This window comes from Crystallibacter permensis (genome assembly GCF_025960875.1).
In the GTDB taxonomy this organism is placed as follows: domain Bacteria; phylum Actinomycetota; class Actinomycetes; order Actinomycetales; family Micrococcaceae; genus Crystallibacter; species Crystallibacter permensis.
Window position 1 is genome coordinate 84,523 of record NZ_JAODLR010000018.1, and the last position, 14,470, is coordinate 98,992.

Here is a 14,470-nt window from a genome sequence, read left to right on the forward strand (position 1 = left end):
GGGCCGGCAGGGCGGCCGGTCCGAAGGGGGCGGTTCGGACCGGCGAGACTCACGGTTACAGCGGCTGGGTGACGAATTCGAGAAGCTCCGGAATGACCGGCTGGATTTTCGTCACCCAGAAATAGATACCGCAGGCGATCAGGCCTGCGGCCAGGATGGTCCACGTGAACCACGACGATGACCAGAAATGCCCGCGGCTCCCCGCCCCGGGGGAGCGGGTGGTACCGGGGGATTTCGTGGTCCGGTTGGTCCCGCTTGTCGTGGCCATGGCCCGTGCGCCGGGCAGCCGATGGAATTTGTTTGCCATGGTTTAAGGATGGAACCGCGGCATATGCGGGCCCTATGGTGAACCTGTGGACGGGCTGTGTAGGGAAACCGGACCGCGCCCCGCCTTGCTGGCGGTGAAGGCCAGCAGCTCCAGGGGGCCCCGGCGCGCGGAAACCCGGTAGGCAATCCCGACGGCCGTGAAGACGAGGACCTGGCCCCAGAAGAGCAGGTTTTCCCCGACCTCGATTTCAGTGGTGTAGACGAAGCTCATGACCAGCACGTGCGCGCTGTAGAGGGTCAGCGTCATACCGCCGGGACCTGCGAGAGCCAGCATTCCCCGTCCGGCAACGCGGGCAAGCAGCAGGCACAGTCCCAGCACCATCGCCGCGCTGCCCATCGTGTTGAGCAGGTCCAGCGTGGTCCCGGAGTGCGGGGCACCGACGGCCAGCCACCAGCCCGATGTCGTCTGGTCCACCTCCGAAACGTCCAGCAGCAGCCGGTTGTCCCACTCCGCCAGGTCCCCGCTGTCGACCTCGCCGGTGGCCAGCAGGGCGCTGCTGCCGCCGAGGCCATTGAGCAGGAACGCGCTGGTCAGCTGGGCCGCGACCACCGCGGCGGCACCGCCGGCGGCCAGCCACAGCTGGACCCGGACGGAATCCAGCGCCAGCCGGCCCAGCAGCAGGCCGAGCAGCAGGTAGCTCAGCCATTGGAACACCGGGTAGGGCCCGGTAAAGAACAGGCTGGAAAGCAACGCGACCGGGTCGGCCAGGTTGGTCCAGCTGGGATCGGTGTCAATGACGGCCATGAACGGAGCTTCATAGAGCACCGGCCGCACCAGATACGCGATGGCGGGGGAGAGCAGCGTCCACGTGGCGGTGAATACGGCCAGCTGCCTGATGCCCATCGTGAGGAACGGCAGCGCGAGGACGAACAGCAGCGAGTAGCAAACGAGGATGATCGCGACATCGACCCAGAACAAGCCCAGCGTCAGACCGACGACGGCGATGACCGCGGCCCGTGCCGCGATGCCGCGCCGGCCGGCTGACGCCTGCGCTCCCGTATGGCGGTGCACGCCGCCGCTGACCAGGGCCAGTCCGACGCCGGCCATCACGGCGAACAGGGCGGAGGCCCGGCCGTGGAAGACGGCCGCCAGCCAGGACACGGAGTCCGTCTGCTCGTTGTACAGGCTGAAGATGTGGACTGCCATCATGCCGATCAGCGCGATGCCTCGCGCGGCATCCACCCCGACGAGCCGGGGTCTCTTCGGCGGCGGCCCCTCGCCGGGGTGGTCGGACTGGTTGGCGGAGAGGCGCGATGAGATTGACATGTCCCCAGCCTTCGGGGCCCGGTTAAGCAGTCCTTATGTCCTTCCTATGAACCCGCTGTGAAAGGGGGTCTCCCAAGGAAACTATAAGGACGGCGGCTGGGCAATAGCTGAGGCTACTTGACTGATGGTGCCCGCCGCGCCGTCCACCGTGATGGTGTCGCCGGTGGCGATGCGGGTGGTGGCGTCGGGGACACCGACGACGGCGGGGATGCCGTACTCACGAGCGACGACGGCGCCGTGGGAGATGGGTCCGCCCATCTCCATGACCAGGGCGCCGGCGGTCAGGAACAGCGGAGTCCAGCCGGGATCGGTAGACGGTGCGACCAGGATTTCGCCGGGCTCCAGGTGGGCGCCGGCCGGGTCCAGGATGACCCGCGCCTGGCCGGTCACGGTGCCTGCCGAGGCGGGTGCCCCGGTGAGGGTGCCGGGCGGAAGGTGGGCCCCCGCCGTCGTTGTTGCGGAAGCGCTTGCCCCCATGGCGGCCTCGACGTCCGTGCCGTCGGAGAGCAACAGGCGGGGGATGCGGCGGCGTCGCAGTTCGCGGTTGTAGGTGCGGCGGCGCTCGGCGGCGAGCTCGTGCAGGTCCGCGCCGCGCAGGCCTACGCGGGTTTCGGCGAGGTCCAGGAAGAAGATGTCCTCGGGGTTGGCGATCCGGCCCGCACCGGCCAGGACCGTTCCGACCTGCCGGAGCTGGGCACGGAGCGCGGCGAGGGCCACGATGAGGCCGAACTTCGGGTACTCGCGCCGGCCCGCGGTGGCCCTGACCCTGCGCAGACCGTAGGCCACGAGCCTGCCGCGGATCCGGCCTCTGGTCCGGGCGCGCTGGGTCAGCTCCGCCGCCTTGGCTTCGGCGGTTGCGGCGGCGCGGGCGAATTGCCGGTCCGGGGCCTGGTCCGGATCGTTCAGGCGCAGGTAGTTGGCGAGCACATTGATGATGTGGGCCGGCTCCTCGGACCAGCGCGGGATGCCGAGATCGATTTCCGCCACCGCGCGGTGGCCGTACTTGTCGAGGAACGCGGTCAGCTCGCGCTGGGCGACGGCGGGGAGCGAGCCTTCGGCATAGCGGCGGGCAAGCTCCGGCGGGTCCTCATGGGTCAGCGCTTGCGCTGCGTCGGCGTCGTCGCGGATGATGGTGGCGGCGTGCCACAGCTCCAGATCCATCTGCGTGGTCACGTTGTCCGGCAGCCCGCGCAGGACGGCCTGCAGGTCACCGGGCTGCACCAGCGGGCCCAGCAGCCAGCGCACGATGCCCAGCCAGATGTAGCCGGCGGCCGGGGGCGGCAGCTGCTTGAGCAGGCCCGGCGTGATCATCCTGCCGAGCATGCTTTCGACGAAGTCCAGCCGCCGGGCGGGCGTGGCAGGCTCGGGAAGCACCAGCATCCGGTGGAATTCCTGCTCCGCCCGCCTGCTGCGTTCCAGCGCGGCGGCAGGCCGGACCAGGCCGTGGAGCACCTGGGGAATCATGGCCAGCTGCGGCATGGATTTGAGCGAGCCTTTCAGCGATCCCCTTAGCGAACCCTTGAGCGCGCCCCGTTTCGGCGTGCTGAGGATGGAGAACCGCGGATCCTCCATCAGGTACTTCAGTGCTCCGACCGAGCGGGCATCGGCCGCCCTCATGGCAGCAGGGATGATGCGCCGTCCGGTCTTGCTCCGCAGCACCGGCGTCACATCCACGAAGAGCCGCAGCCCGGCCTGGCTGTAACTGAAGGGGACCGGCGCCCCGTAGTTCCCGCCCGCCGGCCGGTAGGCGTCGGCCAGCACCTCGAACGCGGACAGCCCCATCGGCGTCAGCGGCCGGGTGAGCCCCTGCAACAGGCTTGCGCAGAGGTAGGCGCGGGTGCCGCCGTCGTTCGCGCTGCCTGTCTCCACGGGCTCGGGCAGCGGGTACAGGGTGGTGATGGGGCGCGATTGCACCAGCTGGATTGCACCGTCGGGCCCGATGGCCCACTCCAGATCCTGCGGTTCGCCGAAGTGTTCCTCCGCTCGGGCGCCGAGTTCGGCCAGGGCCCGGACCTGCTCATCGTCCAGGCACGCCTCGCCGCTGCCGGCGGGGTTGTCGCCCGGCGTCCGCCCGGGTTCGTCGTCCGCAGTCCGCCCAAGAGTGTCGCCGAGCGTCCGCTCGAGGATCCGCCCGCTGGCGGTGTCCACCACGATCTGGTCCGGATTCACCGCGCCGCTGACCACCGCCTCGCCCAGCCCGGGTGCGGCATCGATCACCGCCTCGTGGCGCCGGCCGGTGAGCGGGTTGGCTGTGAACAGCACGCCGGAAACCTCGGCGTCCACCATCCGCTGAACAACGACGGCGATGCTCACCGAACGCTGGTCGATTCCGTTATCGCTGCGGTAGGCCACCGCCCGTTCCGTCCAGAGCGAGGCCCAGCACCGGCGGAGCGCATCGAGCAGCGCGTCCTCGCCGACCACGTTGAGGTAGGTGTCCTGCTGCCCGGCGAAACTGGCCTCCGGCAGGTCTTCGGCGGTGGCGGAGGAACGCACCGCCACGGCCAGGCGCCCATCGCCGTCGTTGTTCCCGAGCTCCGCGTAAGCAGCGCGGACGGCGTCGGCGATATCGTCCGGCATCGGCGCAGCTTCCATTGCGGAGCGGGCACGTTCCGCCAGCCCGGCCAGCGCGGCAGCTCCTTCGGCGGAGGTGTCCCGGCTTCCGCCGGCGCTTGCCCCTGTACTGGCGCTTGCCCCTGTACCGGCGCTTGCCCCGGCACCCACTCCCGCCTCCAGTTCAGCCAGGATTGCATCCAGGCCGGCCTCCGCCGCGACCCGCTGGTACGCCGTCGTCGTAATACAGAATCCATCCGGCACCGGCAGGCCGGCGTTGATGAGCACGCCGAGGTTCGCCGCCTTGCCGCCCACCCAGGCGAGCATCCCGCCGTCGACCTTCGCCAGCGGGAGGACGGTTCCGGGCCGGTCCAGCAGGTGGCGTGCGGCGCTGTTCATCATCGGGCTCCTTTAAGTTAGGTCGTCTAGATCAGGTCGTCCATCAGCCGGGCGAGGATATCGTTCATGGCCAGCAGGCCGATCAGCTTGTTGCCCTCCACCACCACCATCCGGTTGAGGTGGTAGCGGCTCATGAGCGCCGCGGCCTGGTGCACGGAGAGGTCCTCGCCCACAGTGATCACCGGTTTCGACGCGGCGTCGTACACATTGAGCAGGTCCACATCTCCCTCCTCGGCGACCACGGTGCGCAGCAACTCGTTGTAGGTCAGCAGCCCCCAGGCATCGTGGGGGTGCTGGCGCTCCACCACCAGGCTTTTCACCTGGCGGGTTTTCATCACCGACAGCGCATCGCGCAGGGTGCTGAACGGGGAGATGGTGACGATGTTGCGCACCATGACGTCCTTGACGGTCAGCATGGGACTCCTCCTGTGATCTCGTGTCCTCTAGTATCAGCTGTCTTCATGGCGCATGCGCTCCTCGAATTTGGCCACCTGGCGCAGGTCGATCCCGGTCAGGTGCTCGATGGGAATGCTGAAGGCGAGGCCCCGGGAGTTGCCGTCGTTGACCAGGATGGTGTGCAGTTCCTTCAGGATCGAGGTGGACAGGTGCGAGCCCACCACCATCAGCAGCACGGACTGCGAGCCCTCGAACGTCAGGCCGAAAAACGTCCGCTTGGACTCGCCGCCGATGCCTTTGCCCGGCAGGATGGTCACACCCGTGGCGCCGGCGCGCTGGGCGTGCTCGATGACCCGGTCCTCCAGATGGTCCGGGGCGATCACGACGACGGCGGTGAATTTCATGACGTTTCCTTCCGCAGGGTGGGAATTCTTTCCAGGAGCATGGCATAGAGCAGGACGGAGATGATCGGGAAAATGGACGCGAAGGCGATCAGCCCGAAGCCGTCCATCAGCGCATCGCGGCCCTCGAGCGCGGTTGCCAGCCCGATGCCCAGGGCGGTCACGAGCGGGACGGTGACTTCCGACGTCGTGACTCCGCCGAGGTCGAAGGCGAGGGCGACAATGTATTTGGGCGCCAGGAAAACCAGAACAACGACGACGCCGTAGGACGCCATGACGTAGTAGTGGAACGGCCCGCCGACGAGGATGCGGTAGACGCCCAGTGTGATGCCGGCCGCCACCCCGACGGCGACGACGATGCGGATGACGGAGCCGTTGAGCCTGCCGCGGGAGGCGTCCTGGGCCTGGCTGCCGATCGCCACAAGCGCCGGCTCGGCCATGGTGGTGGCGAAGCCGATCAGCAGGGCGAACAGCAGGATGAGCACCGGCACGTCGCGCTCGATCAGCTGCTCGGCCATCTGCGTGCCGATGGGGAAGAGCCCGATTTTGAGTCCGACGACGAAGGCATACAAGCCCACCAGGACCATCACGAAGCCGACCATGACCCGCACCGGGTGGGCGATCTTGTGCTTGAGCACCAGATAGTGGAAGAACAGGACCACCAGGACGATAGGCAGCACATCGCGCACCGTCTCGGCGAGCCCGAGGGCGAAGTCCGCCGCCCAATGGCCGGGCCCGGCCCCGGGTGCGGCGGCAACGGCTCCGGTGTTGCCGAAGGTGTAGACCCAGACCCCGTACAGCTGCACGCCGATAATCGGCACCATCACACACAGTGCCACCAGGCCGAAGCCGTCCGCGAGCACGCTGCGCCCCCTGATCGAGTTGGCAAGACCCAGGCCGATGGCGGCGATCATCGGTACGGTCACGATGTTGGTGGTGACGCCCCCGGAGTCGTAGGCGAGGCCGACAATCTCATCCGGCGCGATGAAAGTGATCGCCAGGGCCAGCGCGTAGCCGCCGATCAGCAGCCGGTGCACCGGCCAGCCCCGCAGGATGCGCAGCAGGCCCAGGACCAGGACAAAACCCACGGACACTGCGACGACCACGCGCAGCGTCAGCCCGTTGATCCTGCCATCGCTGACTATTTCGGCCTGTTCCGCGACGGCGATCAGGGCCGGCTCGGCGACGGCCGCCGCAAACCCGATGGCGAAGCCGAAGGCCAGCAGCAGTCCCAACGCACCGCGGCGGGTGAACTGGTTGGCGATGTTCTTGCCCACCGGAAAGACACTGAGGTCCAGGCCCTGCAGGAACAACGCGATGCCCACGCCCACGATCAGCAGCCCAACCACCAGCTGCAAGGGATCGTCGGGCAGCCCGCGGAAGACCACCAGTTGGAACACCGCCACCACCGCCACAATAGGCAGGAGATTCCTCATCGCCTTCAGGAATTCGCGGGCGAAGCCGGTGAGGTGTTCCATCTCGTCGGGGCTTTGTCTACGTGGCCTGCGCGTCCTGCCCGGTGTCGGCCCACAGTACGTCCAGGTTGCGGAAGACAGGCGGCCCGTCGCACAGAGAGGCGAACTTCTCGGCGAATTCGGAAGTCTCCGGACGGGCCGAATTTTCCATCGCCGACTCATACGAGTCGAACTCCACAATGGTGTAGTAGTTGCCGGGCCGGTCCCGGTCCGCGGTGACCTTTACCCCGCGGAAGCTGGCAGGCGTGCTACCTTCGGCCCTCGACGGCGTCCCCAGTTTTTCAATCTCCTCGATGCGCGAGGTTTTGAACTCGATGATCTGCACAAACCCGGCCATGGCGGTTCCTTGTTAGCGGTGGATGCTGATGCGCATCACGCTAGACCCCGCGGGGGAGCGGCGCAATAGTTGATGTCCCGGGCCACCAGGTGGCTGACCGCCCGGGACAGATCCCCCCAACAGCCACAGATCGAGCGAACGGTCCCGATCAATGGTTGCCGGGCAGGAGTGGGGTCCTTCCCGGCTCCTTACATGATCGGGGCAGTACCCCGTGCTAACGCTCAAGAACGGCTCAAGTTTTGTGCAAGAAACCGAAGTCCGCCAACTGCACGATGCTCCAGCGGCCTACCTGCTGCCGTTCGCCCGGGGTAAAGTGCACGGACGCGTCCGCCGCCAGCTCGTCCAGCACCCCGCCGTGGCCGGCGTCCTTCCGCTCGGTGGGCGCGGCGGCCGCACCGTCCTTGCCCTCCGCCGGGGCACCTTTCTCCTCCGCAGGGGCACCTTTGCGCTCCGCCGGCGGCATGTACGTGTGCACCAGCTCCCAGTTGCCCTCGAGCAGCTCGTGGTTATCCAGCGCCTCGGCCAGCTGCGCCGCCAGCAATCCCTCGGCGCCACGGTAGACGAAAACGGGAGGCGGGGCGCCGCCGTCGTTGTTGGGGGTTTCTGCTGCCGCGAAATACTCACCCTGAATGCTCATGCGAGCAGTGTAAGCACACAAATAACGACGGCGACAGGCCCCCCGGGCTCCGGCGCCGGCTCCTGCCGTGCGTCAGCCCTTGCCGAGGAAGCGCAGCAGGGCCTCGTTGACCTCGGCGGCGTGCGTCCAGAGCAGGCCGTGCGGCGCGCCCTCGATCTCGACGAACTCGGCGCTGGGCAACGCCTTGGCGAACTCGCGCCCCGTGGCGTCGATGGGCAGGATGTTGTCCGCCGTACCGTGCACGATCAGCGCGGGCACATCGATCTTGGGGATGTCCGCGCGGAAGTCGGTCAGCCACGCCGGCTGCGCGGCGATCGAGGCGACGGCCCCGGAGCGGGCGGCAATGTTCCAGCTGGCGTTGACGTGCTCCTGGCTCAGGCGCTCGGTGCCCAGAAACGTGTCGGAATTGTAGAAGTTCTTGAAGAACTCGGTGAAGAACGCGTACCGGTCCGCCGTCACCGCCTGGCCCAGCCCGTCGAACACCTCCTGCGGGACGCCGGTGGGATTGTCCTCGGTCTGCAGCAGGAACGGTTCGAGCGAACCGAGGAACGCGGCCTTGCCGACCCGCTTCGAGCCGTACGTGCCCAGGTAGCGGCCCACTTCGCCGGTGCCCATGGAGAAGCCCACCAGCACCACGTCGTTCAGGTCCAGGGTCTCCAGTACCGTGTTCAGGTCCGCGGCGAAGGTGTCATAGTCGTAGCCGGTGGTCGGTTTGCTGGACTGGCCGAAGCCGCGGCCGTCGTAGGTGATGACGCGGTAGCCGGCTGTCAGCAGCGCGGCGGTCTGCTTCTCCCAGGACGAGCCGTCCAGCGGGTAGCCGTGGATGAGGACAACGGGCTGGCCGCTGCCGTGGTCCTCATAGTGCAGTTCGATATTGGTGCTGTTCTCGGTTCCAACCTTGATGTAACCCATGGCAGACGTCCCTTCGACAGATGGCAACTCGGGGGTTTCCCCGCACTGCCCCCCAGCTTAGGCCCCGCGCGGCGGGACCGTCACGGCGGCGACCTCCTGCACCCGCGGACGGTCGTGGTCCCCATTTTCGACGACGCCGGTCTGCCACCAGAACTTCAGCCCGTCCGGGGTGTCTTCGAGGCCGGCCAGGTTGTTGTCGAACCACGGCCCCTTGATCGTTTGCCAGCTGAACGGCGGATCGGGCACCTTCGCGGACTTCGCCATCAGCGCGCCCACCGGGCCGGCAACGCCGTAGGACATGATCGCGGTGAAGGAGCGGATCAGCCGGGGCAGGGGGTTGCGGATCGGCGAGCAGACCGCCTGCACTATGCGGCTGCCGACGGGTCGCTGTACTTCGGCGACGTAGGAGAAGTGCACGTCCCCGGAGAGGAAGGTGATGGTTTCCGGGGCCGGCCCGCGCTCGCCGTCGGCCACCTCGAGCACCATGGCCGCCACTTCCTGGAAGCTTTTCTGGAAGGCGCCCCAGTGCTCCAGATCGATGGCCTGGCGCAGTTTCTCCCCGAGTTTCGCCGCGGGCTTGCCCCAGACGCCTTCGGAGAGCGCTTCGTTCCAGGACTCGAGATGGTGCAGGCCGGTGGGCAGCAGGAACGGCAGCGAGGTTGCCACCAGCACATGCCGGAAGCCGCCCTGCAGCCGGCCGTCCAGCCACGCCATTTCCTGGTCGTCCAGCAGCGCACGGTGTTCCGGCTCCAACACCCGTGCGGCGCGGGAGTCCAGCACAATCAGCCGCACGCCGCCGATATCGCGCGAGAAACTCCACCGGTAGCTCTCCGGATAATGGTCCGCCTTCTCGGCAAAGGCATCCAGCGCCTCGCTCAGGTCCAGTTCCTCCTCGCCGTGATGCTCAGCAATCAGCCGCCAAACGACGTCGTCGGCCCTTTGCCGCGGGGAAAGATTGCCCAGGTGCTGGTAAACCCAGTACGAGGCGAGCCCCGACACGATCCTCCCGTGCCACCACGAGGTCTCCCGCATCTGCTGCTTCCAGGTCTGCGAGGCGTTCCAGTCGTCGCGGATGTCATGGTCGTCGAAAATCATGGCGCTCGGCAGGGTGGAGAGCAGCCACCGGTTGGCCTCGTCCGACCATGCGAGGTAGTAGAGGTGCGCGTACTCCTCGTAATCCTTGAGCTCCTCGCCGGGAGGTTCGCTCATGTCGCGGCGGGCCCGGATGAACTCCTGCATCTGGTCGCTGGTGGAATCCGCGTAGACCTGGTCGCCCAGGAACAGCAGCAGATCCGGCCAGGACACGTCGCCGCCCTTGGCCATGTCCAAGGCATAGGCCCGCATCGAGTCGACGCCGTGTGTGCGGTTGCCGTGCTTATCGTGCGGCACACTGGTGCGGCAGGTGCCGTAGGCCAGCCGTAGCGGTTTGTCCGGCTTGAGCGTTGCAATGCACGACGGCGGGAATTCGGCTCCCGCTGCAGGCCAGATTTCCTCGCCGTCGATCTCCACTGTGTAGGGAGTGACGCTGCCCGGCTCCAGGCCGGATACTTCCACCAGGGCATAGTGGTGGCCGTGAACGGCGAAAGTCCGGGCTTCCCACGATCGGCCGCCCGCCCGGACGGCGACGTGCGCGGCGTCCCGCGTTTCCGCCCAGATGCTCGCGGTCGTCTGGTCCACATAGCGCATCATCGGGCCGAGCACGAGGGGCGATGTCGTCATGAATCAGTTCTACCTGCCCAAGCGGTCCGCGGCTACAGAATCGGCCAACCCAAAATCGACCGCCCCTGCTCCTGCCGCCATCGCACTCATACCTCTGTGCCCAGGGCGCCCTGGGCTTCCTGTTCGTCAATGAGTCCTTCGGACAGGAGCCAGGTGATGGCGTGGTGGCGCATGCGCTTTTCGTGGAAGGCATACCAGTCTTCCTGGACCTTGGGATAGTCGTACAGCGCGTCCTTGAAATGGCGGAAAGGACGATTCCTCTCGATGGCTCGGAACAGGGCGGCGCGCACCCGCTCGTCTTCGAGCGTGGCGATGAAGTCTTCCATGTCCCGGTAGCTCCGGTGCGAATCCGCTTCCACAACCACAAAATCGCGCTCTTCAAGTTCCTCCGGCGAGAGGCCCTCGTCCACCATGTCGCCACTCATCTCCAGCTCGCCGGTGTCCCGATCCAGCCACCACCGCATGTCATAACTGGCGTTCTCCATCGCCGTCGTCAGCATGTCCATGTCAATGTTCTTCAGGCTGAGCATTCCCTGCCTCCCTTGAGTCGCGGCCGAAGCGTGGACACCAGCGTACTGCCGCCAGCTCCTACCGGTAGATCTCCCGCCGGTGGCCGACCCTGAGAACGAGGATGACCAGGGCGCCGTCGTTGATCTCGTAAATGATTCGGTAGTCGCCGGTACGTATCCGGTATTCGCCGCTGCCGCCGACCAGCTTTTTCGCTGTGGGCGGCCGAGGGTTGTGCTGGAGCAGTTCTATGGCTGCGGCAACCCGGATTCTGGCCTTGGCATCAAGCTTTCGAAGCGACCTCTCCGCCGCATGGGTCAGCCTGATCTCATACGCACTGGTCACTCAAGTCCGAGGTCTGCTTTGACCTCTTCCCAGGGGATGGAACCGCCTTCGGCGCGGGCTTCTCTGGCGGCCTTGAGATCCTCGGCATCTTCCAGCGCTTCCAACGCGCGCTCAGCGAGTTCGGCATTCATCAGAACTACAGCTTCTCGTCCATGCCGGGTAATGGACACGGGCTCCCGTGACGCCTTGTCTATCGTTTCGCTCCAGTGCTGGCGGGCAGAAGCAGCGGAAACGGAATCACCCATGTACAAAACGTACAATCGGTACGTCATGCAGTCAAGGCTCAGCGCTCCAGCTTGAACTCGTCCGCCAGAGCGATCCGGCGACCTGTAATCCGCGAGGGCGTGATCTCCACGTAGGTGGTTTTGACCGATGCTGTCCACGAACGCAGGGACAGTTGCTCCGCCGTCGTTATTTCGGCTTCGGTGGTGAGCTCACGGACGGTGCCTTTGACCACCACGCTCCAGACCGAGTGGAGGGAACGGCCGTCCGCCTCCAGCGCCACCTTGTTATTGATGGCCATGGAGACCAGCTTGGTGCCCTGCATGGTGCGGATCAGGATCCGGCGGTCGTGGGCCAGGAAGTTGACCGGGTACAGCTCCGGCTTGTCCGCCACGCTGACCGCCAGCCGGCCCAGCATCGTGCCGATCAGCAGGTCCCAGCATTCGTCCTCGGTGAGCTCGATGACAGGATTGTCCAGGTCCGGAATGGCGGGCAGACTGGCGTCTGGCTCATCGCCGGCCGGAACATTCTCCGTAGGGATGGTCGACGGCGGACCGTTGGGATGCCGGGGCATGGAGGATTTCCTTTCGGCGGGCCAAGCTGGCTCAGTCATTGATTTCAGGTCCGACGGCGATGCGCCGCCCGGTAAGTTCCGAGGGTTGCAGTTCCAAATACATCAATTTGCGTGTGAGGGTCCAGGGCTTGAGTTGCCGGCGCTGGGCCGCCGCGATCTCATCCGGGCCGGTCAGTTCACGGAGCGTGCCCTTGGCCATCACGCTCCAGACAGATGACCCGCTGCGCCCATCTGCCTCCAGCACTACATAGTGCCCGGCCCGGCGGACGATATCCCTGACGTGCTCGGACCCGTGAAGCAGAATGCTCTTCTCCGCGGCCCAGAAGTTGACCGGAATGACGTCCGGCTCGTTGCGGTAGCTGACCGCCAGCCTGCCCAGCGTCGTGCCCGCGAGAAGTTCCCAACATTCGTCCGGGCCCAACCGGAGGGTCGGATGGCCGGCGTCGGGCATCCGCAGATCTTCGCTCATGGCGCCACTTTGCCATGAACCGGCCGCGCTGGATAGGGGCGGAACGGCAGCGTTAGATGTTAGGCGGTTCCCTGTTGGTAGTCGAGGTAGATCTTGGTTGGCAACGGGGATTCGAGGATCTCCTGCGATATCCCATGGACTTCCTTGAGCTTGCCGCGGAACCAGACGTCAAAGGGGTCGTCCGAGCGGGCAATGGCGCTAAAGGCCTCGGACAAGTTTTCGGCCTCGTGGAAGAGGCAGCAGACGTCGTCGCCCTGCGGCGTCTGCATGTGCCCGGCGGCTTCCCGGACCAAGCCGATGCACTGGCGGGACCGTGCGAGCTCTTCGCGCCGCGGCCCTTGGCACTCTTGGACGAATTCCTTCCAGGCCTCCAGTTTTCCAGGCACGATCGGCGCAAACCAGGTAATACATTCCATGGCACATCCCTTTCCAGCGAAGTAGCGCCAATGCTAGCGACGCCGCCGTCCTAGGGACATCCTCAGTTCAGGGGGTGGCCGGCCCATTAGTTGTGCTGGCCTCCCGTAGCGCCTTCAACTCATCGCGTTCCAGCAAGCGGGACGCGAGCACGCCAATCGCCAACGCCCAGAAGGCCGGGCCAAGGCCGAGCAGCGAGATGTCGGACAAGGTCACGGCAAAAGCAAAGAGCGGCCCCAGCTTCAGCGGGCCTGCCGTGACCTGCCCCAGAGCCATGCCGAGGACACCGATGACCGCCAGTCCGGCTATCGCCAGCATCAGTTGCCTCGGCACCAGTTCGATGACGTCCGCGGCAAAACCGGCCAGCGCCAGCATCGCCAGAAAGGCACTGCAGACAATGAGATTTGCGCGGTACCGGTGTTCCGGCCGGCCCGCGTCCGGTCCGGCCACCAGCGCTGTAGCGGGCAGGGACATGGAACGCCCACAGGCCCGAGCAGCGATCCTGCCATGGTGCCGATACCGGAGAGGAAATCCAGCACCCGCACCGGTGGAGAGTAGTCCTGGCTCCGCAGGAAAACCAGCGAGGGCACGTTGGCCTGCAGCACAATCAGCACCACCAGCACCGGGGTGACCGTCAGTATCGATTCCCACGAGAACACCGGAAGGGTAGGCTCCACAATCGGCGCACGGAATCCGCCGTCGATGCTGCCGAAGCGGCCCAGCACTGCCGCGCCCACCAATGCCACCACCAGCGCAGCGAAGATCGGCGGCACTTTGCCCAGGAACAGCGAACTGAGCAGGTACGCGGCAAACGCACCGCCGATGATGAGCGGCTCCTGGCCAAGGACGGTGAAAATCCCGGCGACCAACGGCAGCACCGATCCGGCAAGCAGCCCCATCACCACCGGCGCAGGAACCCATTCGGCCAGGAACCCGTTGAGCCCCAGAAATTCAGGATAATAACGACGGCGCCCGCAGCCACTGCTGCCCCGGCCAGTTCCGCGAAGCTCAGCCGCCCGTTCAGGGAAACGATGAAGATCAGGACAAAGATGTTCCCGGTCAGCAGCAGCGGCTGGCGGTAACGCAGGGCCAGCACCAGTCCCAGCACCGACGGCAGCTCGTAGATCGCCACGATCCAGGCCGTGATCTGCGGACGGGGCAGGTCCAACTGCTCGGCCGCCGCCAGCGGGATGGTAATGACGGAGGCGGCCACCGTAAACAGCGAAAGTGCCGCGCCGAGCTGGCGGACATCCCTCATGGTGCCACTTTCCCACAATCCCCTCGGCCCGCACAGGGCACGCCGCTCTGGTCGCCCTGGTCGCCATTGTCGGCGTTGGCAAACACAGCCGTCGGAAAGTTTTCTCGTGTTTTCCACCCCATGGTGTGTGCGCGGTCACAAACTGTCAGAGGCGGTTCGTAGGGTTGGTGTATGGAAGATTTCCAGTTTGATTTCATACCCGCGCCGGAGCCGGACAGGGAGCGTGGCCTGCGGGCGCTCGGCCTGGCGGGGAGTTCGCTG

General features: G+C 66.4%; 18 protein-coding genes and 1 pseudogene. All 19 read right to left on the reverse strand.

Annotation, left to right across the window (positions count from 1 at the left end; translation table 11 throughout):
• Positions 1-55: 55 nt before the first annotated feature.
• The 19 genes and pseudogenes from B0G38_RS17870 to B0G38_RS17960 all read right to left on the reverse strand — a co-directional run bounded on the left by B0G38_RS17870 (position 56) and on the right by B0G38_RS17960 (position 14,209).
• Positions 56-307: a hypothetical protein gene (locus B0G38_RS17870; protein ID WP_264670674.1), complete on the reverse strand. Its 252-nt coding sequence runs from the start codon at positions 305-307 to the stop codon at positions 56-58.
• Positions 308-340: 33 nt separating this feature from the next.
• Positions 341-1,594, reverse strand: coding sequence for a DUF1624 domain-containing protein (locus tag B0G38_RS17875; protein ID WP_264670675.1), 1,254 nt, complete (start codon positions 1,592-1,594; stop codon positions 341-343).
• A gap of 81 nt (positions 1,595-1,675) precedes the next feature.
• A complete protein-coding gene (locus tag B0G38_RS17880) occupies positions 1,676-4,543 on the reverse strand; it encodes a PEP/pyruvate-binding domain-containing protein (protein ID WP_264670676.1) in 2,868 nt (955 codons plus the stop codon).
• 26 nt (positions 4,544-4,569) lie between these two features.
• Positions 4,570-4,959 (reverse strand): CBS domain-containing protein, encoded by a 390-nt coding sequence (locus B0G38_RS17885; protein WP_074699440.1) that lies wholly within the window; start codon positions 4,957-4,959, stop codon positions 4,570-4,572.
• Between the two features lie 33 nt (positions 4,960-4,992).
• The gene (locus B0G38_RS17890) at positions 4,993-5,343 is read right to left on the reverse strand and encodes a P-II family nitrogen regulator (protein ID WP_264670677.1); all 351 of its coding nucleotides are present in this window, start codon (positions 5,341-5,343) and stop codon (positions 4,993-4,995) included.
• On the reverse strand, positions 5,340-6,818 hold the full coding sequence (locus B0G38_RS17895) for a DUF1538 domain-containing protein (protein ID WP_264670678.1): 1,479 nt from the start codon (positions 6,816-6,818) through the stop codon (positions 5,340-5,342). Before B0G38_RS17895 ends, B0G38_RS17890 begins: the two co-directional genes overlap by 4 nt.
• Positions 6,819-6,834: 16 nt before the next feature.
• Positions 6,835-7,152 carry a hypothetical protein gene (locus B0G38_RS17900; protein ID WP_169991461.1) on the reverse strand — a complete coding sequence of 106 codons (318 nt, stop codon included), beginning with the start codon at positions 7,150-7,152 and terminating at the stop codon, positions 6,835-6,837.
• A gap of 232 nt (positions 7,153-7,384) precedes the next feature.
• Complete coding sequence (locus B0G38_RS17905) at positions 7,385-7,789, reverse strand: hypothetical protein (protein WP_264670679.1); 405 nt, start codon at positions 7,787-7,789, stop codon at positions 7,385-7,387.
• 72 nt (positions 7,790-7,861) lie between these two features.
• Positions 7,862-8,701 (reverse strand): alpha/beta fold hydrolase, encoded by an 840-nt coding sequence (locus B0G38_RS17910; RefSeq protein WP_264670680.1) that lies wholly within the window; start codon positions 8,699-8,701, stop codon positions 7,862-7,864.
• A gap of 57 nt (positions 8,702-8,758) precedes the next feature.
• Complete coding sequence (locus tag B0G38_RS17915) at positions 8,759-10,420, reverse strand: alkaline phosphatase D family protein (RefSeq protein ID WP_264670681.1); 1,662 nt, start codon at positions 10,418-10,420, stop codon at positions 8,759-8,761.
• 86 nt (positions 10,421-10,506) lie between these two features.
• Positions 10,507-10,950, reverse strand: a complete 444-nt coding sequence (locus B0G38_RS17920; RefSeq protein ID WP_264670682.1) for a UPF0158 family protein — start codon at positions 10,948-10,950, stop codon at positions 10,507-10,509.
• A 58-nt stretch (positions 10,951-11,008) separates the two neighbouring features.
• Positions 11,009-11,272, reverse strand: a complete 264-nt coding sequence (locus B0G38_RS17925; RefSeq protein ID WP_264670683.1) for a type II toxin-antitoxin system RelE family toxin — start codon at positions 11,270-11,272, stop codon at positions 11,009-11,011.
• Positions 11,269-11,544 carry a type II toxin-antitoxin system Phd/YefM family antitoxin gene (locus B0G38_RS17930; RefSeq protein ID WP_319801263.1) on the reverse strand — a complete coding sequence of 92 codons (276 nt, stop codon included), beginning with the start codon at positions 11,542-11,544 and terminating at the stop codon, positions 11,269-11,271. The genes B0G38_RS17925 and B0G38_RS17930 overlap by 4 nt, the downstream gene beginning before the upstream one ends.
• Positions 11,545-11,555: 11 nt before the next feature.
• Positions 11,556-12,068, reverse strand: a complete 513-nt coding sequence (locus B0G38_RS17935; protein WP_264670684.1) for a pyridoxamine 5'-phosphate oxidase family protein — start codon at positions 12,066-12,068, stop codon at positions 11,556-11,558.
• A 31-nt stretch (positions 12,069-12,099) separates the two neighbouring features.
• Positions 12,100-12,537, reverse strand: coding sequence for a pyridoxamine 5'-phosphate oxidase family protein (locus B0G38_RS17940; RefSeq protein ID WP_264670685.1), 438 nt, complete (start codon positions 12,535-12,537; stop codon positions 12,100-12,102).
• A 59-nt stretch (positions 12,538-12,596) separates the two neighbouring features.
• Positions 12,597-12,953, reverse strand: a complete 357-nt coding sequence (locus tag B0G38_RS17945; protein WP_264670686.1) for a hypothetical protein — start codon at positions 12,951-12,953, stop codon at positions 12,597-12,599.
• Between the two features lie 67 nt (positions 12,954-13,020).
• Positions 13,021-13,425, reverse strand: a complete 405-nt coding sequence (locus tag B0G38_RS17950) for a benzoate/H(+) symporter BenE family transporter (RefSeq protein ID WP_264670687.1) — start codon at positions 13,423-13,425, stop codon at positions 13,021-13,023.
• 62 nt (positions 13,426-13,487) lie between these two features.
• Positions 13,488-13,850 (reverse strand): annotated as a pseudogene (locus B0G38_RS17955) (benzoate/H(+) symporter BenE family transporter); the annotation flags it as partial.
• Positions 13,850-14,209, reverse strand: a complete 360-nt coding sequence (locus tag B0G38_RS17960) for a benzoate/H(+) symporter BenE family transporter (RefSeq protein ID WP_264670688.1) — start codon at positions 14,207-14,209, stop codon at positions 13,850-13,852. The pseudogene B0G38_RS17955 and the gene B0G38_RS17960, both read right to left, overlap by 1 nt.
• Positions 14,210-14,470: the final 261 nt, after the last annotated feature.